The organism is Mesorhizobium sp. B2-3-12, assembly GCF_006442205.1.
Lineage (GTDB): Bacteria > Pseudomonadota > Alphaproteobacteria > Rhizobiales > Rhizobiaceae > Mesorhizobium.
Genome location: NZ_VFVR01000002.1, coordinates 263,919 through 280,522, shown reverse-complemented (window position 1 = coordinate 280,522; position 16,604 = coordinate 263,919). Strand labels below are relative to the sequence as shown.

Annotated in this window: 16 protein-coding genes; 10 read left to right on the top strand and 6 right to left on the bottom strand. The window is 64.6% G+C overall.

Going from position 1 to position 16,604, the window contains the following annotated elements:
• Positions 1–31 precede the first annotated feature (31 nt).
• The 4 genes from FJ948_RS06650 (at position 32) to FJ948_RS06635 (ending at position 5,670) form a co-directional block, all read left to right on the top strand.
• Entirely contained in the window at positions 32–1,549 is a 1,518-nt protein-coding gene (locus FJ948_RS06650; protein ID WP_246677465.1) for a sugar ABC transporter ATP-binding protein, read from the top strand.
• 1 nt (position 1,550) lies between these two features.
• Positions 1,551–2,531 (top strand): ABC transporter permease, encoded by a 981-nt coding sequence (locus tag FJ948_RS06645; protein ID WP_140702736.1) that lies wholly within the window; start codon positions 1,551–1,553, stop codon positions 2,529–2,531.
• A gap of 3 nt (positions 2,532–2,534) precedes the next feature.
• Entirely contained in the window at positions 2,535–3,482 is a 948-nt protein-coding gene (locus tag FJ948_RS06640; protein WP_140702734.1) for an ABC transporter permease, read from the top strand.
• A gap of 127 nt (positions 3,483–3,609) precedes the next feature.
• Positions 3,610–5,670 carry a 3-hydroxyacyl-CoA dehydrogenase NAD-binding domain-containing protein gene (locus tag FJ948_RS06635; RefSeq protein WP_140702732.1) on the top strand — a complete coding sequence of 687 codons (2,061 nt, stop codon included), beginning with the start codon at positions 3,610–3,612 and terminating at the stop codon, positions 5,668–5,670.
• A gap of 28 nt (positions 5,671–5,698) precedes the next feature.
• On the opposite strand, the gene FJ948_RS06630 is transcribed toward FJ948_RS06635, so the two are convergent.
• A complete protein-coding gene (locus FJ948_RS06630; RefSeq protein ID WP_140702730.1) occupies positions 5,699–6,505 on the bottom strand; it encodes a LuxR C-terminal-related transcriptional regulator in 807 nt (268 codons plus the stop codon).
• Positions 6,506–6,621: 116 nt separating this feature from the next.
• On the opposite strand from FJ948_RS06630, the gene FJ948_RS06625 reads away from it, so the two are divergent.
• The 6 genes from FJ948_RS06625 to FJ948_RS06600 all read left to right on the top strand — a co-directional run bounded on the left by FJ948_RS06625 (position 6,622) and on the right by FJ948_RS06600 (position 12,431).
• Positions 6,622–7,758, top strand: coding sequence for an ABC transporter ATP-binding protein (locus tag FJ948_RS06625; RefSeq protein WP_140702729.1), 1,137 nt, complete (start codon positions 6,622–6,624; stop codon positions 7,756–7,758).
• A complete protein-coding gene (locus FJ948_RS06620; RefSeq protein WP_140702727.1) occupies positions 7,739–8,902 on the top strand; it encodes a spermidine/putrescine ABC transporter substrate-binding protein in 1,164 nt (387 codons plus the stop codon). The genes FJ948_RS06625 and FJ948_RS06620 overlap by 20 nt, the downstream gene beginning before the upstream one ends.
• A 61-nt stretch (positions 8,903–8,963) precedes the next feature.
• Positions 8,964–9,827, top strand: coding sequence for an ABC transporter permease (locus FJ948_RS06615; RefSeq protein ID WP_140702725.1), 864 nt, complete (start codon positions 8,964–8,966; stop codon positions 9,825–9,827).
• Positions 9,827–10,639, top strand: coding sequence for an ABC transporter permease (locus tag FJ948_RS06610; RefSeq protein ID WP_140702723.1), 813 nt, complete (start codon positions 9,827–9,829; stop codon positions 10,637–10,639). The genes FJ948_RS06615 and FJ948_RS06610 overlap by 1 nt, the downstream gene beginning before the upstream one ends.
• 10 nt (positions 10,640–10,649) lie before the next feature.
• Positions 10,650–11,411 (top strand): glucose 1-dehydrogenase, encoded by a 762-nt coding sequence (locus FJ948_RS06605; protein ID WP_140702721.1) that lies wholly within the window; start codon positions 10,650–10,652, stop codon positions 11,409–11,411.
• Positions 11,412–11,690: 279 nt separating this feature from the next.
• Positions 11,691–12,431 carry a hypothetical protein gene (locus tag FJ948_RS06600; protein WP_140702719.1) on the top strand — a complete coding sequence of 247 codons (741 nt, stop codon included), beginning with the start codon at positions 11,691–11,693 and terminating at the stop codon, positions 12,429–12,431.
• Positions 12,432–12,481: 50 nt separating this feature from the next.
• On the opposite strand, the gene FJ948_RS06595 is transcribed toward FJ948_RS06600, so the two are convergent.
• The 5 genes from FJ948_RS06595 to FJ948_RS06570 all read right to left on the bottom strand — a co-directional run bounded on the left by FJ948_RS06595 (position 12,482) and on the right by FJ948_RS06570 (position 16,603).
• Positions 12,482–13,990, bottom strand: coding sequence for an aldehyde dehydrogenase family protein (locus FJ948_RS06595; protein WP_140702717.1), 1,509 nt, complete (start codon positions 13,988–13,990; stop codon positions 12,482–12,484).
• 20 nt (positions 13,991–14,010) lie between these two features.
• Positions 14,011–14,355 carry a cupin domain-containing protein gene (locus FJ948_RS06590; RefSeq protein ID WP_140702715.1) on the bottom strand — a complete coding sequence of 115 codons (345 nt, stop codon included), beginning with the start codon at positions 14,353–14,355 and terminating at the stop codon, positions 14,011–14,013.
• 22 nt (positions 14,356–14,377) lie between these two features.
• Entirely contained in the window at positions 14,378–14,719 is a 342-nt protein-coding gene (locus tag FJ948_RS06585; RefSeq protein ID WP_140702713.1) for a cupin domain-containing protein, read from the bottom strand.
• Positions 14,720–14,748: 29 nt separating this feature from the next.
• Entirely contained in the window at positions 14,749–15,099 is a 351-nt protein-coding gene (locus FJ948_RS06580; protein WP_140702711.1) for a cupin domain-containing protein, read from the bottom strand.
• A gap of 229 nt (positions 15,100–15,328) precedes the next feature.
• A complete protein-coding gene (locus FJ948_RS06570) occupies positions 15,329–16,603 on the bottom strand; it encodes a glycosyltransferase (protein ID WP_140702709.1) in 1,275 nt (424 codons plus the stop codon).
• Position 16,604: the final 1 nt, after the last annotated feature.

Sequence of the window (16,604 nt, the reverse complement as noted above, 5' to 3'; positions counted from 1 at the left end):
CGCGGCTATCACTGGGCGGATATCGTTGAGCATGGCCGCGGGTAACACGAACGTCATCAGACCGAGCGGCGCCGAAAAACGATCCGGCGCCGCCAATGGCGACATCGTGAGACTTGACGGTGCCGAAAAGCATTTCGGCGCCGTCAGGGCATTGGCCGGAGTGGATTTCCATGTCGTATCAGGCGAATGCGTCGGCCTCGTCGGCCATAACGGCGCCGGCAAGTCGACGCTGATGCACATGGTGGCCGGCACCTTGACGCCCGACAGCGGGGCGATCCGCGTGCATGGCGGCATCGAGGAAAGCTACTCGGTGTCGCGGGCGCGGCAGCTCGGCATACGCTGCGTGTTCCAGGAGCTGTCGCTGTGCCCCAATCTCAGCGTTGCCGAGAACACGCGCATCAACCACGCTTCGCTGTCCGGCTTCGGCTGGCGGCGCAAGGCGGCCGAGCTGATCGCCGCCAAGCTCGACGAAATCTTCCCGGACCATGGCATCTCGGCCTGGGACATCGTCGGCGACCTGTCGATCGGCCGGCGCCAGATGGTCGAGGTGGCGCGCGCCTTCACGGTGACGCAGGACCGGCTTGACCTCGTCATCCTCGACGAGCCGACCTCGTCGCTCGACGCGCACACATCAGGCCAGTTGCTGGCCTTCGTGCGCCGCTTCGTCGCCGGCGGCAAGAGCTGCATCCTGATCTCGCACGTGCTTGGCGAGGTGTTGCGCAACGCCGACCGCATCGTGGTGATGCGCGACGGCAAGATGGTGGCCTCGGATGCGGCCGGCGCCTTCGACCGCGACCGGCTGGTGACGGTGATGGGCGGGGCCGAGGCGCGCCAGAAGGTTGCCGCCGCTGCCGCCGCGAAACCTGAGGCGCGCCCGCTGCGCGTCCGGGCGCGGCCCGCCGGGCAGACTGACGGCAAGGAGCTAGTCGCTTGCGCGGGCGAGATCATCGGCCTTGCCGGGCTGGCCGGTCACGGGCAGACCGACTTGCTGCTGCGGATCTTCGATGCCGCCGCACGCGCCAAGGCCGGTATCGAGGTCACGGCGCCGGTGGCGCTGGTGGCGGGCGACCGCCAGTCGGACGGCATTTTCCCGCAATGGTCGATTGCCGAAAACATCGGCATCCGCTCGCTGGCGCGCTTGCGCAACGGGCTGTTGATTTCACCCCAGCGCGAGGCCGAACTCGCCGCGTTCTGGCAGAAGAAAATCGGCATCCGCACACCCGACATGAACAACAACATCTTCTCCCTGTCGGGCGGCAACCAGCAGAAGGCGTTGTTCGCCAGGGCGCTCGGCTCCGATGCCCAGATCGTGCTGATGGACGACCCGATGCGCGGCGTCGACATCGGCACCAAGCTGGAGGTCTACGACCTCGTGCGCGAGGAAGCAGCCAAGGGCCGTACCTTCCTCTGGTACACCACCGAAACCGAAGAACTCGACAATTGCGACCACATCCATGTCTTCAAGAACGGCCGCATCGTCGCCAATCTGACGCGCGACGAACTGACCGAGGAGAAGATCATCCAGTCCTCCTTCGGCGACGCGGCCTGAGATGAGCGCGACGCCAATCGACACTGGCTTCAAGGGATCGGCGGCGCGCAATGCGGCGGCGCGGGCGCGGCTGTTGCGCGGCCTGCTGCCGGCGCTGTCGCTGGCACTGGTGTTGCTTGCCATCGCCTGGCTCAATCCGCGCGCCATCAGCTATTTCGGCTTCAGCCTGATGCTGAACCTGGCGATCCCGATCGCGCTGGCGACGATCGCGCAGATGTTCGTCATATCCGGCAACGAGCTCGATCTCTCGATCGGCACCTTTGTCGGCTTTGTCGGCTGCGTCACCGCGACCTGGCTGAAGGATGCGCCGCTCGTTGGCGTCGCCATCCTTGCCGGGTCGATCGGTATCTATGCGCTGCTTGGCGCGCTGATCCATCTGCGCAACCTGCCGTCCATCGTGGTGACGCTCGGCATGAGTTTCGTCTGGCAGGGGCTAGCCATCCTCGTCCTGCCAAAGCCCGGCGGCAAGGCGCCGGACTGGCTGCTGGCGATCATGTCCTTCAAGCCGCTCTTCATCCCGTTCCCGATCATCGCCGCGCTGCTGATCGCGGCGGTCGTGCATTTCGGCCTGATGCGCACCTCTTACGGCGTGATCCTGCGCGGTTCCGGCGGCAATCCGGCGGCATTGCGGCGCGCCGGCTGGTCGCTGCTCAAGACCAAGATCGTGCTGTTTGCGCTGGCCGGACTGTTCGGCGTGCTGTCGGGCATGGCGCTGATCGGCATCACCACATCGGCCGATGCCAATATCGGCAATGGCTACACGCTGCTCGCGATTGCCGGCGTCATCCTCGGCGGCGGCGAGTTCGTCGGCGGCAGGGTGTCGCCGATCGGCGCCGTCATCGGGGCGCTGACTCTGGCGCTGGCTGCTTCGCCGCTGCTCACCTTCATGCACATTCCACCCGACTGGCAGGTGGCGGCGAACGGCGCCATCCTGATCATCGTGCTGGCGGCGCGGGTGCTGATCAGCCGCAGGGAAAGGTGAGCGATGGCCTCGCTGAAAACGCTGCTCGCAAGACCCTGGATCTGGTCGTTCGTCGGCGCCTTGCTGGTGTGGCTGGCGACGATCGCTTTCACCGGCGGCTATGGCGCCGGCGGCATGGTGACGGCCGCATTGTCGCTTGCCGTGTTCACCGTCATCGTTGGCGTCGGCCAGATGTTCGTCATCACGCTCGGACCCGGCAATGTCGACCTGTCGCTGCCGGCCAATATCGGCTTGGCCAGCGCGGTTGCCATGAAGGTGATGGGCGGCAGCGATTCCATGATCGTGATAGGCTTGCTGGCGGCGCTCGCCTGTGGCGCCGCGATCGGCGCCATCAACTATCTGCTGATCTGGGCCCTGCGCATTCCGCCGATCATCGCGACGCTGTCGGCGAGCTTCATCATCCAGTCGGTCGACATCAGCTATGGCCGCGGGCTGCAGATCAAGCCGCCGCCGGGCTTCGCCGATTTCACCAACTGGCAGGTGCTGGGCATTCCGGTGCTGGCGATCCTCACCGTGCTGTTCACCGTCGGCGCGGCCATCGCCTTGCAGCGCATGATCTATGGCCGTTCAGTGCTGGCGATCGGCCAGAACATCCGCGCCGCCTGGCTCGCCGGTGTCAATGTCGGGCGCATCCGCTTCCTCACCTACACGCTGTCGGGCGCGCTTGGCGGCCTCGACGGCGCGCTGCTCGCCGGCTATTTCCGCGGCGCCAATGTCGACATCGGCAATGAATATCTGCTGGCCTCGATCGCGGTCGTCGTCATCGGCGGCACATCGGTGGCTGGCGGCAAGGCCAATGTGCCCGGCGTCTGGGGCGCGGCGCTGTTCCTGGTGCTGCTGCTCACCATGCTCAACACATTCGGCGTCAGTGCCGGGGTGCGGTTGCTGCTGACAGGGCTGATCATCGTTGGCGTGATCACGGCGGCGGGTGGCGAGAAGGCGGTGCGCTGACTGCAACGTCTACGGCACGACCGTAGCCTGTCGGGCCAACCATTGGACCAGCTCAACATCGGGTTCCCATTCGCCGCATGGCCTAGTAAACCCTTTCGCGATCTCAGCCGGTCTCGGGAGGCTCCGCTTGTCCAATTCTGTCAGTGTCGTGAACGAGGACGGCGTCGCCGTCGTCACCATCGACAATCCGCCGGTCAATGCGCTGAGTTTCCACGTCCGCGGGCCGCTGACGCAGGCGCTGGTCGCGCTGCGCGACGACGCATCGGTCGCGGCGATCGTTATTGCTTGCGCCGGCCGGACCTTCGTTGCCGGCGCCGACATCACCGAGTTCGGCAAGCCGGTGCGGCAGCCCGACCTGCGCGCCGTCGTCGCCATGCTCGAAACCATCGCCAAGCCGACCGTCGCCGCCATCCACGGCACCGCGCTCGGCGGCGGGCTGGAGCTGGCGCTCGGCTGCCATTTCCGCGTTGCCGATCGAAGCGCCAGGCTTGGCCTGCCCGAGGTGAAGCTCGGCCTGCTGCCCGGCGGCGGCGGCACGGTGCGGCTGCCGCGCCTCGTGGGCGCTTTAAAGGCGGTGAGAATGATCGTTTCCGGCACTCCGATCGGCGCCGATGAGGCACATGGCGCCGGCCTGGTCGACGCCGTCTTCGAGGGCGATCTGACCATCCACGCCGTGAATTTTGCCGGGGAAATGGCCCGCAAGGGCGGCCCCTTCACCCCGGTGCGCGATCGCGATGAGGAGCTGAAGGACACCGATCTCGGGGCCTTCGATGCGGAAGCCCAGGGCCTTGCCCGGAAGGCGCGGGGCCTCGAGGCGCCAATCGCCTGTGCGCAGGCGGTGCGCAATGCCCTCACGCTGCCCTTCGACGAGGCACTGGCGGCGGAGCGGGCACTGTTCGTGAAACTCGTCGCCAGCGACCAGTCTCGCGCGCAACGGCATCTGTTTTTCGCCGAACGCGAGGCGGCAAAGCTGCCCGGCAAGGACACGCCCAAGCGCAGGATCGGTCGCGTCGGCGTGATCGGCGCCGGCACGATGGGCGGCGGCATCGCCATGGCTTTCGCCAATGGCGGCTATCCCGTCACCTTGCTGGAAACCAGTCAGGAGGCGCTACAGCGCGGGCTGGCGACGATCGAGAAGAATTATGCCGTCTCGGTTTCGCGGGGGTCCTTGAGCGAAGAGGCCAAGCTGCAGCGACTCGCCCAGTTCAAGGGCTCGATCGACCATGCCGATCTCGCCGATTGCGACCTGATCGTCGAGGCGGCGTTCGAGGACATGGCGGTCAAGAAAGAAATCTTCGGCAAGCTCGACGCGGTGGCCAGGCCGGGCGCCATCCTTGCCACCAACACCTCCTATCTCGACATCGACGAGATCGCCGCCTCGACGTCGCGGCCGCAGGATGTGCTCGGCCTGCATTTCTTCTCGCCGGCCAACGTCATGAAGCTGCTGGAGATCGTGCGCGCCGAAAAAACCGCACCGGATGCGCTGGCGACCGTGGTCGACCTCGCGCGGCGCATCGGCAAGGTGGCCGTCGTTGTCGGCGTCTGCCACGGCTTCGTTGGCAACCGCATGCTGGCGGCGCGTGGGTCGGAATCCGAGGCGCTGCTGCTGGAAGGCGCGACGCCCAGCCAGATCGACAAGGCCTTCACCGATTTCGGCTGGCCGATGGGGCCGTTCCAGATGGGCGACCTGGCCGGCCTCGATATCGGCTGGCGCAACCGCAAGGCGCGCGGGCTGGCGGCCGTGATCGCCGACACGCTGTGCGAACAGGGGCGTTTCGGCCAGAAGACCGGCCGTGGCTTCTATCTCTACGAGGCTGGTGCCCGGTCAGGCGTTCCCGATCCCGAGGTCGAGGCGCTGATCCGCGACAAGGCCGCAGAGAAAGGCATCGTGCCGCGTGCCATCGGCGCGGACGAGATCATCGAACGTACGCTCTATCCCCTGGTCAATGAGGGGGCGAAGATCCTGCAGGAAGGGATCGCGGCCCGTGCGTCCGACATAGATGTCGTGTGGGTCAATGGCTATGGCTTTCCCATCGGCAAGGGAGGCCCGATGTTCTGGGCCGGCCTCGAAGGCGCGGGGAAGATCGTCGAGCGGCTCGAGCATTGGCACGAGCGGACCGGCAAGGATGTTTTCAAGCCGGCGCCCTTGCTGAAGCGGATGGCCGAGACCGGTTCCTGGGAAGCCTGATCCGAGGTTGGTCAGCGGCCTGCGTGAATCAGCGAATCCGTGCGTCGATGATCTCGACGAAGCGGGCGAAGAGACCGGCCTGCGACTTGATCTTGAGCTTGCGGTAGATGTTGCGGCGATGGACCTTCACCGTTCCCGGCACGATTCGCATGGCCCTCGCGATCGATTCCGTCGAATGGCCCTGGAGCACCAGGTCGACGACATGCTTTTCGCGCGGCGTCAGCGACAGGCTCTTCCAGATATGGGCGCGGTCGAACTCGTTGACGGCGGCTATCGTCTCATCGTGCTTCGCCTCGGCCGGTTCGTCGGCCGGAAGGGCAGGCCAGCGTAGCTTGGCGAACTCGATCACCGCCGGCGCCATGTCGCGCAGCAGCCTGGCGTCCGCCGTGCCGAACGGGCCCGATGCGCTGAGCCGCATCAGCGACAGCACCAGCGCGTCCTTGCCCGCCAGCGGCACGAAGAAGCCGACTTCCTCGGCCAGCCTGGTCTGGCTGTAATAGGAGCGAAAATACTCGCTGGCATAAAAACGGTCGGGCGCGAGCTCGCGCATGCGCCAGAACCCCTCCTTGCGCTCGACAGCCGCATGGTGGAACGGATCGAGCAGATAGGGTCCCTCCTGATAGAGGGCGACGAAAACATGGCTTTCGGCCGGCGAGAAGGTCTCGAACAGCAGCGGCGGCCGTGAGGCGCCGCGATAGCCGAAGATCACGCAGTGGTCGAACCCGACATGCTCGCGCAGCCAATCGACCATCGCCTGGCCGAAGAGGTCGCCGCCGGTCTCCCGCGTCGCCGCGACGACTCCTGCCAGCTTTCGGTATTCGTCGCTGCGGGACAATTGATACCCCTCTGAACGAGAAAATAGATCAGATATACCACCGTTGAGGTATATACTAGCCGCCATTGGCTCTGGTAGCGTTCTCAAAATCGATCAGTCACTGGAGCCCGCAGCCTTTGACCGCAGTGCCCGACATCGAGTTTCGAGGCGTCACCAAGCGCTACGGCGCGGTGACCGCGGTCAGCGGCATCGATCTGGCGGTACCTCCCTCCGCCTTCGTCGCCTTGCTCGGGCCGTCCGGCTGCGGCAAGACGACCTGCCTGCGCATGATCGGCGGCTTCGAACAGCCGAGCGAAGGCCAGGTGTTGATCCGTGGCCAGGACATGGCCGGCACGCCGCCCTACCGGCGGCCGGTCAACATGGTGTTCCAGCAATATGCGCTGTTTCCGCATCTCGACGTCGCAGCCAATGTTTCCTATGGGCTGCGCCAGGCAAGGCCACGGCTGTCGTCGCGCGAGATCGGTCAGCGCGCTGGCGAAGCGCTCGAAATGGTGCGGCTCGCTGGCTATGGCGGCCGCAAGATCCACGAATTGTCCGGCGGCCAGCAGCAGCGTGTCGCGCTGGCGCGCGCGCTGGTCAACAAGCCGGCGGTGCTGCTGCTCGACGAGCCGCTGGCGGCGCTCGACAAGAAGTTGCGCACCGACATGCAGATCGAGCTGCAGAACCTGCAGCGCGAAATCGGCATCACCTTCGTGCTGGTCACGCATGACCAGGAAGAAGCGCTGTCGATGAGCGATTTCGTCTGCGTCATGAATGGCGGGCGCATCGTCCAGCTCGGCCAGCCGAGCGAAATCTATGACGAGCCGGCCGACCTGTTCGTCGCCGATTTCGTCGGCAAGACCAATCTGCTTGCCGGCAAGGTGGCCGGGCATGCCGGCGACCTGGTGGACGTTGCGCTGGCGGACGGCACCGTCATCGCCGCGCGCAAACGCACCGCCCTGCAACAGGGCGAGACCGTCTCGGTCAGCCTGCGTCCTGAATCGCTCAGCCTCGGGGCTCCCGACAGCGGCCCGCTCAAGGGTGTCGTCCGCAACCGGATTTTCCTGGGCTCGACGGCGGAGTACGCGATCGAGGTCCAGGGTATCGGAACATTGCTCGCCAAGGCCGACCATGTGGTCGGCCAAGGCAATCTCTTCAAGCCGGGTGAACCCGTCGCCATCGGCTTTGCCACGGGGACGCCGCTGGCGTTTCCCGAAACCAAAAACAACGGGACCAACCAGAGGGTAAACAAACATGTCGAAATCATATCGTGACGGACTGCCGATAAGCCCCGAGAATTTCGTCGACCAGCTGATGCGTTTGAAGCGCGGCTCGATCGGCCGCCGCGATTTCCTTGGCCTCACCGGCCTTGGCATCGCAACGGCGGTGATGGCGCGCGAGATCGGCATCATGCCGACGCCGGCCTATGCCGCTGAAAACCTCGGCGACCGCATGTCGATCGCCACCTGGCCGAATTATCACGACCCGCAGACCTTCGAGAACTTCAAGAAGGACACCGGCGTCGCCGTCGAGGTCAACGTGTTCGGCTCCAATGAGGAGATGCTGGCCAAGCTGCAGGCCGGTGCCTCGGGCTGGAGCCTGTTCGTGCCGACCAATTATACGATCTCGACTTATAAGAAGCTCGGCATCATCGAGCCGCTGGAGATGGCGAAGCTGCCAAATTTCGATGGCACGCAGGAAGACCCGCGCTTCACGTCCGAGGGTACCATCGACGGCACCATTTACGCCGTGCCAAAGAATTGGGGCACGACAGGCTTTGCCGTCAACACCAAGAAACTCGCCAAGCCGATGACGAGCTGGAAGGAGTTCTGGGATACCGCCATGGCCGAGGGCGATGGACGGACCATGGTGCACGACTACCAGCTGACCACCATCGGCAACGCGCTGAAATATTACGGCTATTCGTTCAATTCGCTGAAACAGGACGAACTGGCCAAGGCGGAAGAATTGTTGCTCAAGGTCAAGCCGCATCTGTTCGCCGTCTCGTCCGACTACCAGCCTGGCATGCGCGCGGGCGACGCCTGGATGACCATGTGCTGGACCAATGACGGCGCGCAGCTCCATCGCGACGTTCCCGAGATCGCCTATGTGCTTGGCAAGGAAGGTGGCGAGATCTGGACCGATTTCTACGCCATCCCGAAGGACGCACCGAACAAGCCCGCCGGTTATGCGCTGCTCAACTATCTGATGAACCCGCAGGTCGCGGTGAAGGAGCATCTCGCCAACGGAGCGCCCTCCACCGATGCGCGCGTCAACAAGCTGCTGCCGAAGGAGGTGCTGGACAATCCGATCCTCTATCCGGCGGCGGACCTGCTGACGCCGCTGGAATTCGGCGCAGCGGCAACGCTGACCGATCCGGGCCGTGCCGAACTGATGGCGCGCTTCAAGTCGGCCTGAGACCGGCCTCACAGGGACAATCGACCGGCGGGCCATGTCCGCCGGTACCGGGGCGGTTTCAATGCACGGCAACAGATTTCGGCATAATATCCTGACCGCCTTGCTGCTCGCGCCGGCGACGGCATGGCTGGTGGTGTTCCTGGTGCTGCCGTTCGTCGCCATCGCCGTGTTCAGCGTCGGCGAGCGGGCGCCCGAGGGCGGCTACCAGGCGGCCTTCACGCTGGCGCAATATGCCAACCTTCCGGCACGGGCGACGGCGTTCTGGAACACGATGGTGCTGGCGCCGGTCGGCGCGCTCGCCTGCCTGCTCGTTGCCTATCCTGTCGCCTATTACCTTGCCCTGAAAGCGCCGCCGCGCTGGCGGCTAATCCTGCTCGCGCTGGTCGTCATTCCGTTCTGGACCAGCCTGCTGATGCGGACCTATGCCTGGATGTACATTCTGGGCGGTCGCGGCATACCGGCGCTGCTCGCCTTTGTCGGCATCGAGGATGTCAGGCTGATCAATACGCCGGGCGCCGTCCTGCTCGGCATCGTCTACGGCTATCTGCCGCTCATGATCCTGCCGATCTATGTCAGCCTCGAGCGGCTCGACCGCAGGCTGCTGGAAGCCTCCGCCGATCTCGGCGCAAAGCCGCTCTCCACCTTCCTGGGCGTGACCCTGAAGCTGTCGCTACCGGGGGTGATGACCGGCTTCTCGCTGGTGATGATCCTGCTGCTTGGCGAATATCTGATCCCGACGCTGCTTGGCGGCGGCAAGGTGTTCTTCATCGGCAACGCGCTGGTCGACCTGTTTCTGCAGTCGCGCAACTGGCCGTTCGGATCGGCCATCGCGATCACGCTGGTGCTGGTTTCGGTGGTGGTGCTGGTCGTTGCCAATCGTATTTCGAACCGGGTTGCGGGCGCTCGCCGGGTGGACCTCATCTGATGCGCGCCTTCGTCATTGCCGTCTTTGCGTTCCTCTACCTGCCGATCGTGCTGGTCGTGCTGTTTTCCTTCAACGCCGGCCACCATGCCAGCGAGTTCACCGGTTTCTCGGTGCAGTGGTACGGCAAGGCCCTGTCCAACCCGTTCCTGGTCGAGGCGCTGAAGAACAGCCTGTTCATCGCCACCACCAGCGCCCTGCTGGCGGCGGTTTTCGGCACCGCGGCAGCGCTTGGCCTGGCGCGTGTCGGCGCACGCACGCGCGCCGTTTTCGACGGATTGCTGGGAGCGGCTATCGTTGTTCCCGGCGTCGTCATAGGCATCTCGACGCTGGTCGCGCTGGTCCAGCTGTTCGCCGTCGTCAACCCGTTCCTCGCCTCGATCTGGCCCAACGATCAGCCGCCGCGCTTGTCGCTCGGCTACGGCTCGATCATCGCCGCGCACGGCTTGTTCTCGATGGCGCTGGTGACGATGATCGTCGGCACGCGGCTCGGCAGCCTCGACCGCAATCTGGTCGAAGCCTCAAGCGATCTCTACGCCACGCCGCTGACGACCTTCCGCTCGATCGTGCTCCCGCAGATCATGCCCGCCGTGGTCGCCGGCTTCCTGCTCGCCTTCACCTTCTCCTTCGACGATTTCATCATCGCCTTCTTCGTCGCTGGCGCGCAGACGACGCTGCCGATCTATGTCTTTGCCTCGATCCGGCGCGGGGTGACGCCGGAGATCAACGCCATCGCGACCATCGTGCTCGTCGCTTCCGTGCTGCTCGTGGTGCTTGCCCAATGGCAATTGCGCCAGCGCAAGCCGTCAAACTGAAAGCCGCTCCATGATCCTCAAAGACCGCATCGCCGTGGTGACAGGCGCCGGCTCCGGCATCGGGCGCGCCGGCGCCATGATCATGGCCAGGGAAGGCGCGGTCGTCGTCATTGCAGACAGGGATCAGGCCGCCGGCGAAGCCGCGGCATCGGACATCCGCGCTGTCGGAGGTCGGGCCGAGGCGATCGCGACCGACGTCCGCGACGACAATGCGGTCGACCAACTCCTTGGCCGTACGCTCGACAAGCATGGGCGCATCGACATCCTGCACAATCATGCCGGCATCCAGGTCGGCGGCACGCTGACCGAGGTCGAGACCGATGGCATGGATGCGTCGTGGCGGGTCAATGTGCGGGCACAATTCCTGGCGGCGAGGATCGTCATGCCGTCGATGATCGCGCAAGGCGGCGGCGTCATCCTCAACACGGCTTCGAATTCGGGTGTCTTCTATGACCGCGAGATGATCGCCTATGCGACGTCGAAACATGCCGTGGTGGCGATGACCAGGCAGATGTCGCTCGACTATGCCCGGCACAATGTGCGCGTCAACGCGCTCTGCCCCGGCTGGGTCGACACGCCCTTCAACGAGCCGTTCATCGCCCAGATGGGCGGACGCGATGCAATCGAAACCTATGTCCGCACCAAGATCCCGATGGGGCGCTGGGCCGTGGCCGAAGAGATCGCCGAGGCGATCCTGTTCCTGGTCTCGGATCGCTCATCCTTCATGACCGGGCAGGCGCTGGTGATCGATGGCGGCGAAAGTATCGGCTGACTGTTACTTTCCGCGCAATAGGCGACGAAAAACCACCCGCGCATTTTCCCTGGAATTCGTCCTAGGACCATGGTCCGGCCGGCATGGGACTTCAGTAGCACGACAGTTCAAGAGTGGCGATTTGCGTTCAATATCAAACTGTTGCTGCGCGTTCTGCTTGCCCTGCTCGCGCATTGAGACGGCATTTATCTAAAGTTTACTGCGCACAATTAGCGACTTCTCATACGAACTTGACCTAGCGGCTGGGCATAGGGCGGCGATTCCCAGAGGAGGTTACCCATGACTAATCGAAAAACTCTTTTCGCGGCGATTGCCGCATTGGCGCTTCTGGCGTCTCCGGCGCTTGCCGGAGCCGGCGGCAACGGGCACGGGAATGGCGGTGGCAATAGCGGCGGCGGCAATGGCGGCAACGGCAATGGTCACGGTAACGCCGGCGGCAACAGCAATAGTAACGGCAAAAGCGGTGCTTCGCATGGCAAGTCCGCCTCGGCCCCGGGACAGGTAGCCAAGACGGACACGGACACGACAGCCAGCACCACGGCCGATACGACGACAAACGTCTCGCCGAAGGAGAAGAACATCCACGCCAAACTCGGCCGGCTGAACTCGCTGCAGCGCAATATCAACGCCTATATGAACTCCAAGAGCAAGAAGTTCGCCGCCATTCAGGCATTCGTGACGCAGTCCGCAAAGGCCAAGAATGCGCAGACCCAGCTGGATGCTCTGAATGCGCAGCTGGCCGCGTTGACATCGCTGACCCCGGAGGAGATAGCCGCCATGTCGCCCGAGGATCAGGCGGCCTTGCCCGGACAGATATCGGATTTGACGGAGCAGGTCGCTGCCCAGCAGAAAGTGGTCGATGCAGCCGCGGTCGGGACCGACCCGGCGTCGCTCGATGCAGCGCTGACGGACATGGCCAACAAGCCCGTCGACGCCGAGGTCACGGCGTGGGCCCAAGGCGTGCTCGCCGGCAAGATCGATCAGGCGGCGGCCAAGCTTCAGGCGGGAACGACGCCCTAACGGATCGAGGCATAAGCATATGGGCGCGCGGCTGTGCCGCGCGCCCTACTTCATACGTGTTTGCGGCCGCCGGTTTCGCGAAACCAGCTGTCGGGATAGGGGTACCACCAGTCCTGGATTGCCGGTCTGTGGTCGATGATCACCATCTTGGAGCGGCGGAAGGCATCGAGCCCCTGGCGCCCGAGTTCGCGGCCTAGACCGGAAGCCTTCCAGCCGCCGAAGGGCAAGGCGTCATTGTCGATCAACGGGTTGTTGACCCAGACCATGCCGGCCTCAAGCCGTTCGGCCGCCTCATGGGCTTCGGCCAGATCCGTGGTGAAGACCGAGGCGCCGAGGCCGAACGGGCTGTCATTGGCAAGCCGGATCGCCTCGTCGAAATCCTTCACCCGGCAGATCGCGGCGACTGGGCCGAAACACTCCTCACGCACGATCGCCATATCCGGGGTGACGCCGGTCAGAATGGTCGGTTCGTAGAACCAGCCGGTGTTGTGCGCCGGCGGAATGCGCCCGCCAGTGACAGCGGTGGCGCCGTTGCGGATCGCGTCATCGACCAGCCGCATCACCTTGGCTCTTGCCGCTTCGCTGACCAGCGGTCCGATCTCGGTCTTGTCCATGCCCTTGCCGATGCGCAGCGCGCGGGTCTTCTGCGCAAACAGCTCGACAAAGTGGTCGTGCACGGCATCGACGACGAAAAAGCGCTCGGCCGAAGTGCAGACCTGCCCAGTGAGATGGAAGGCGGCGGTGACGCTGCCGGCCGCCGCCACGTCGAGCGGCGCATGTTGGCTGATGATCAGCGGATCGCTGCCGCCGGCCTCGATGACACTGGGCTTCATGCGCTCGGCGCAGGCCACCGCGACCGCCTTGCCGGCGGCGACCGAGCCGGTGAACGCAACCGCATGGGTGCGATCCGAAGTGATTAGTGCCTGCGCCGTGGCCGCGCCGCCCGGCAGGCAGGAGACCAGGCCTTCCGGCAGCGCGCGGAAGACGGTCATGTACTCCAGCGTCGACAGCGTCGTCGCTTCCGCCGGCTTGATGACGCAGGCGTTGCCGGCGGCGAGCGAGGCGGCAACGGTCCAGCACATCAGCAGGATCGGGAAGTTGTAGGGCATGATGTGGACGGAGACGCCGTAGGGCTCATAGCGCGCATACTGGAACGAGCCGGCCTGTGTCGTGCCGGCGACCTTGCCGGCATCGTCGCGCGCCATCTCGGCATAGTAGCGGAAGATCGGCGCGCAATTGGCGATCTCGCCGATGGCTTCGGGATAGGGCTTGCCCATCTCGCGCACCATCAGTTCGGCGCAGCGCGTGAAATCCGCCGCCTCGATGGCGTTGGCGACGGCGTGCAGATGCTTTGCCCGGCTCTTGGCGTCGAGCTTTTTCCAGGCAAGCTGCGCCTTGGTCGCGGCGGTGAGGGCGGCGTCGATCTCGCCGTCGCTGGTTAAAGCAATGGCGCCGACCGTCTCCAGCGTGGCCGGATCGATCACCGGTTTCGCCGCACCAGTCATCGGCCGGTAGTCCGGATTGACGAAGAAAGTCGGCCGGTCGGGGGCGAACTGCATGGACATCCTCTCTGGCCCGCTCAGCGGATCATGTAGATCTTCTTGATCGTCTCATGGACGGTGCAGACGCCTTTCCAGTCCTGCGGAAAGAAGGCCGCCGTGTCCGGCGCGATCTCGATGACCTCGCCGGATTCATGGACATAGGTGCAACGCCCCTCCAGGAAGTGGCAGAACTCGTCCCGGGTGACGTGGCAGTGCCATTTGCCCGGGGTGCAGACCCATAGGCCGCATTCGGAACGGCCTTCCGGGCCTTTGTGGAGCAGCTTGCCCGAGGTGTGGGATTGCCCCTCGATCATCGTCGGGATGACACCCCAGTCGACGAGGTCCGTGATGGCAGGCGGCGATTGCATGATCGGCGTGGTCATATGGATTTCCCTGGTAAAATGCTCACCGGCACATGAAGGCCTTGGTCAGCGTTTGCGTGATGATGGAGATGCCTGTCCAGCCGGCGGGGAAGAAGACGAGCGTGCCGGCCTCGACCGGAATGTCTTCGCCGTCGTCCCTGACATAGCTGCCGCGTCCCGACAGGAAATGACAGAATTCGTCAGTGGCAAAGCTGACCTTGCGGGTGCCCGGCGTGCAGGACCACAGGCCGCATTCGCTCGATCCGTCCGGATTGCTTGAGAGGATCTTGCCTGAGGCCCGCGGCGCGCCGGCGAGCGTGTTGGCGCCCGCGCCCCAATCCTCCAGTTCCACGCTTGCGGCATCAGGCCAGTGCGGTGTCGGCATGTCGTGCTCCTATGCGGCTGATTTCTTGCTCAGGCCAGCATGTAGACGTTGCGCATGGTCTCATGAACCGTGCATTCGCCCGTCCAGCCGGCAGGGAACATGACCACGGTTCCGGCCGTAACTTCTATCACCTCGCCGACATCGGAGCGGTAGGTCGCGCGGCCGGACACGAAGTGGCAGAGTTCGTCGCGCGGGATAGAGAGCCGCCAGCGGCCCGGCGTACACACCCAGATGCCTGACTCCGGCTGATTGTTGGGGCCCTTGTGCACGAGCTTGCCGGTGGAGTGCGAGGTGCCTTCCAGCGAATCGGGCTGGGCGCCCCAGTCGACGAGGTCGGTGCGGGTGGACGCCTGGTGGAGGTGCGGGGCGGAGGAGGTCATGGGCATGCTCCGCAGTTATGACGCCGAGCATTGATGCGTTGCCACTCTACGAGGCCCCCCTCTGTCCTGCCGGACATCTCCCCCTCAAGGGGGGAGATCAGATGATGTCTCGGCTTTCGCCAATCACCAAGATCGCAGAGTGAGAGCCAGCGGCGAAACCGCCGATCTCCCTCCTTGCGGGGGAGATGGCCGGCAGGCCAGAGGGGGGTGCCTGGGCTCGACATCTCGATCACAGCAGCGCTTCCAACAAGCCCGCGGCCTTCTCAGGCCCGTTCTGCGCCTGCATCTGTGCCGAGGTCTTCGCCAGCTTCGCCTTCATCGCCGGATCGGTCAGGCAGGCTTCGACCCTGGCGACCAGTTCCGCATCGGTCCAATCGTAACGCGGCATGCCGAAGCCGTGGCCGGTTTCCTGGACGCGCGTGGCGTTGTCGTGGCCGTCCCAAACATAGGGCATGATGATGGCCGGCTTGCCGAAATAGAGGCATTCGGTGAACGAGTTGTTGCCGCCATGGTGGATCACGGCATCGACCTGCGGGATCACCGAAGGCTGCGGGAACCAGCTGTCGCCGATGACGTTGCCGGGGACGTCGGTGTACTGGTCCTTGTAGCCGCCGACATTGACCAGCGCGCGATAGCGCGTCTTGCCGAGCGTGGCGATGATCCGCTTCAACAGGTCGACATCGCCGGCGCCCAGGCTGCCGAACGAGACGTAGAGCAACGGGCCGTCATTATTCTCAGCGAAGGTCGGCACGGCGTAGGGTTTTTCCTGCCGCACGCAGCCTTCGAGATACTGGAATTTTGCCGGATCGAGCGGATGGTGGCGCTTGAATTTCGCCGCTTCGGGATAGAGAAGCAGGTTCAGATAGGGTGAGGCCTCGAAGAACTGGCCGATCGGATAGGGCGCCTCATTGTTGGCGGTCAGGAAGGCGTTGAAGTCGTCATGGATCGGCTTGATCACCGCGTTGAAATGGTCGCGGTAGCGCTGGTGGCCGGCATGGTCGTTCTCGCCGCAGCCTGAGAGGTGCGGCGGGATGTCCTCGTCCTCGATCTCGTTTTCCGAGCAGGAGATGACGCGCACCCAAGGCTTGCCGAACTGCTTGATCGCGGGAAACAGGATGACGTTGTCGACGCAGATCACGTCAGGCTTGATGGAGGCGAGCACGCGCGGCAGGTCCTTCTGCGCCCATTTGGCGCTGTCGACGATCGCCGTCCAGCAATCCTTGACGTAATTGTCGACCTGGTCGTAGGGCGACTTGCGGAAGTTGGGGATGTGGCCGTTGATGAAGTCCTCCCAGAATTTCGCCATCTGTTCCGGCGGCATCGGTTCGGAGAGGTTCACCGGATGCGCCTCGAAGCCGTAGCCCCTGTAGACCTCGACAAAGCCCGGGTCGGACAGGAACACCGCCTTGTGGCCGCGCGCCTCGACCGCTTGCGCGATGCCGACGGAATTGAGCGCCGGGCCGTAGGCGGCTTCCGGGAAAAAGGCGAACGTCTTCTGCGCCATC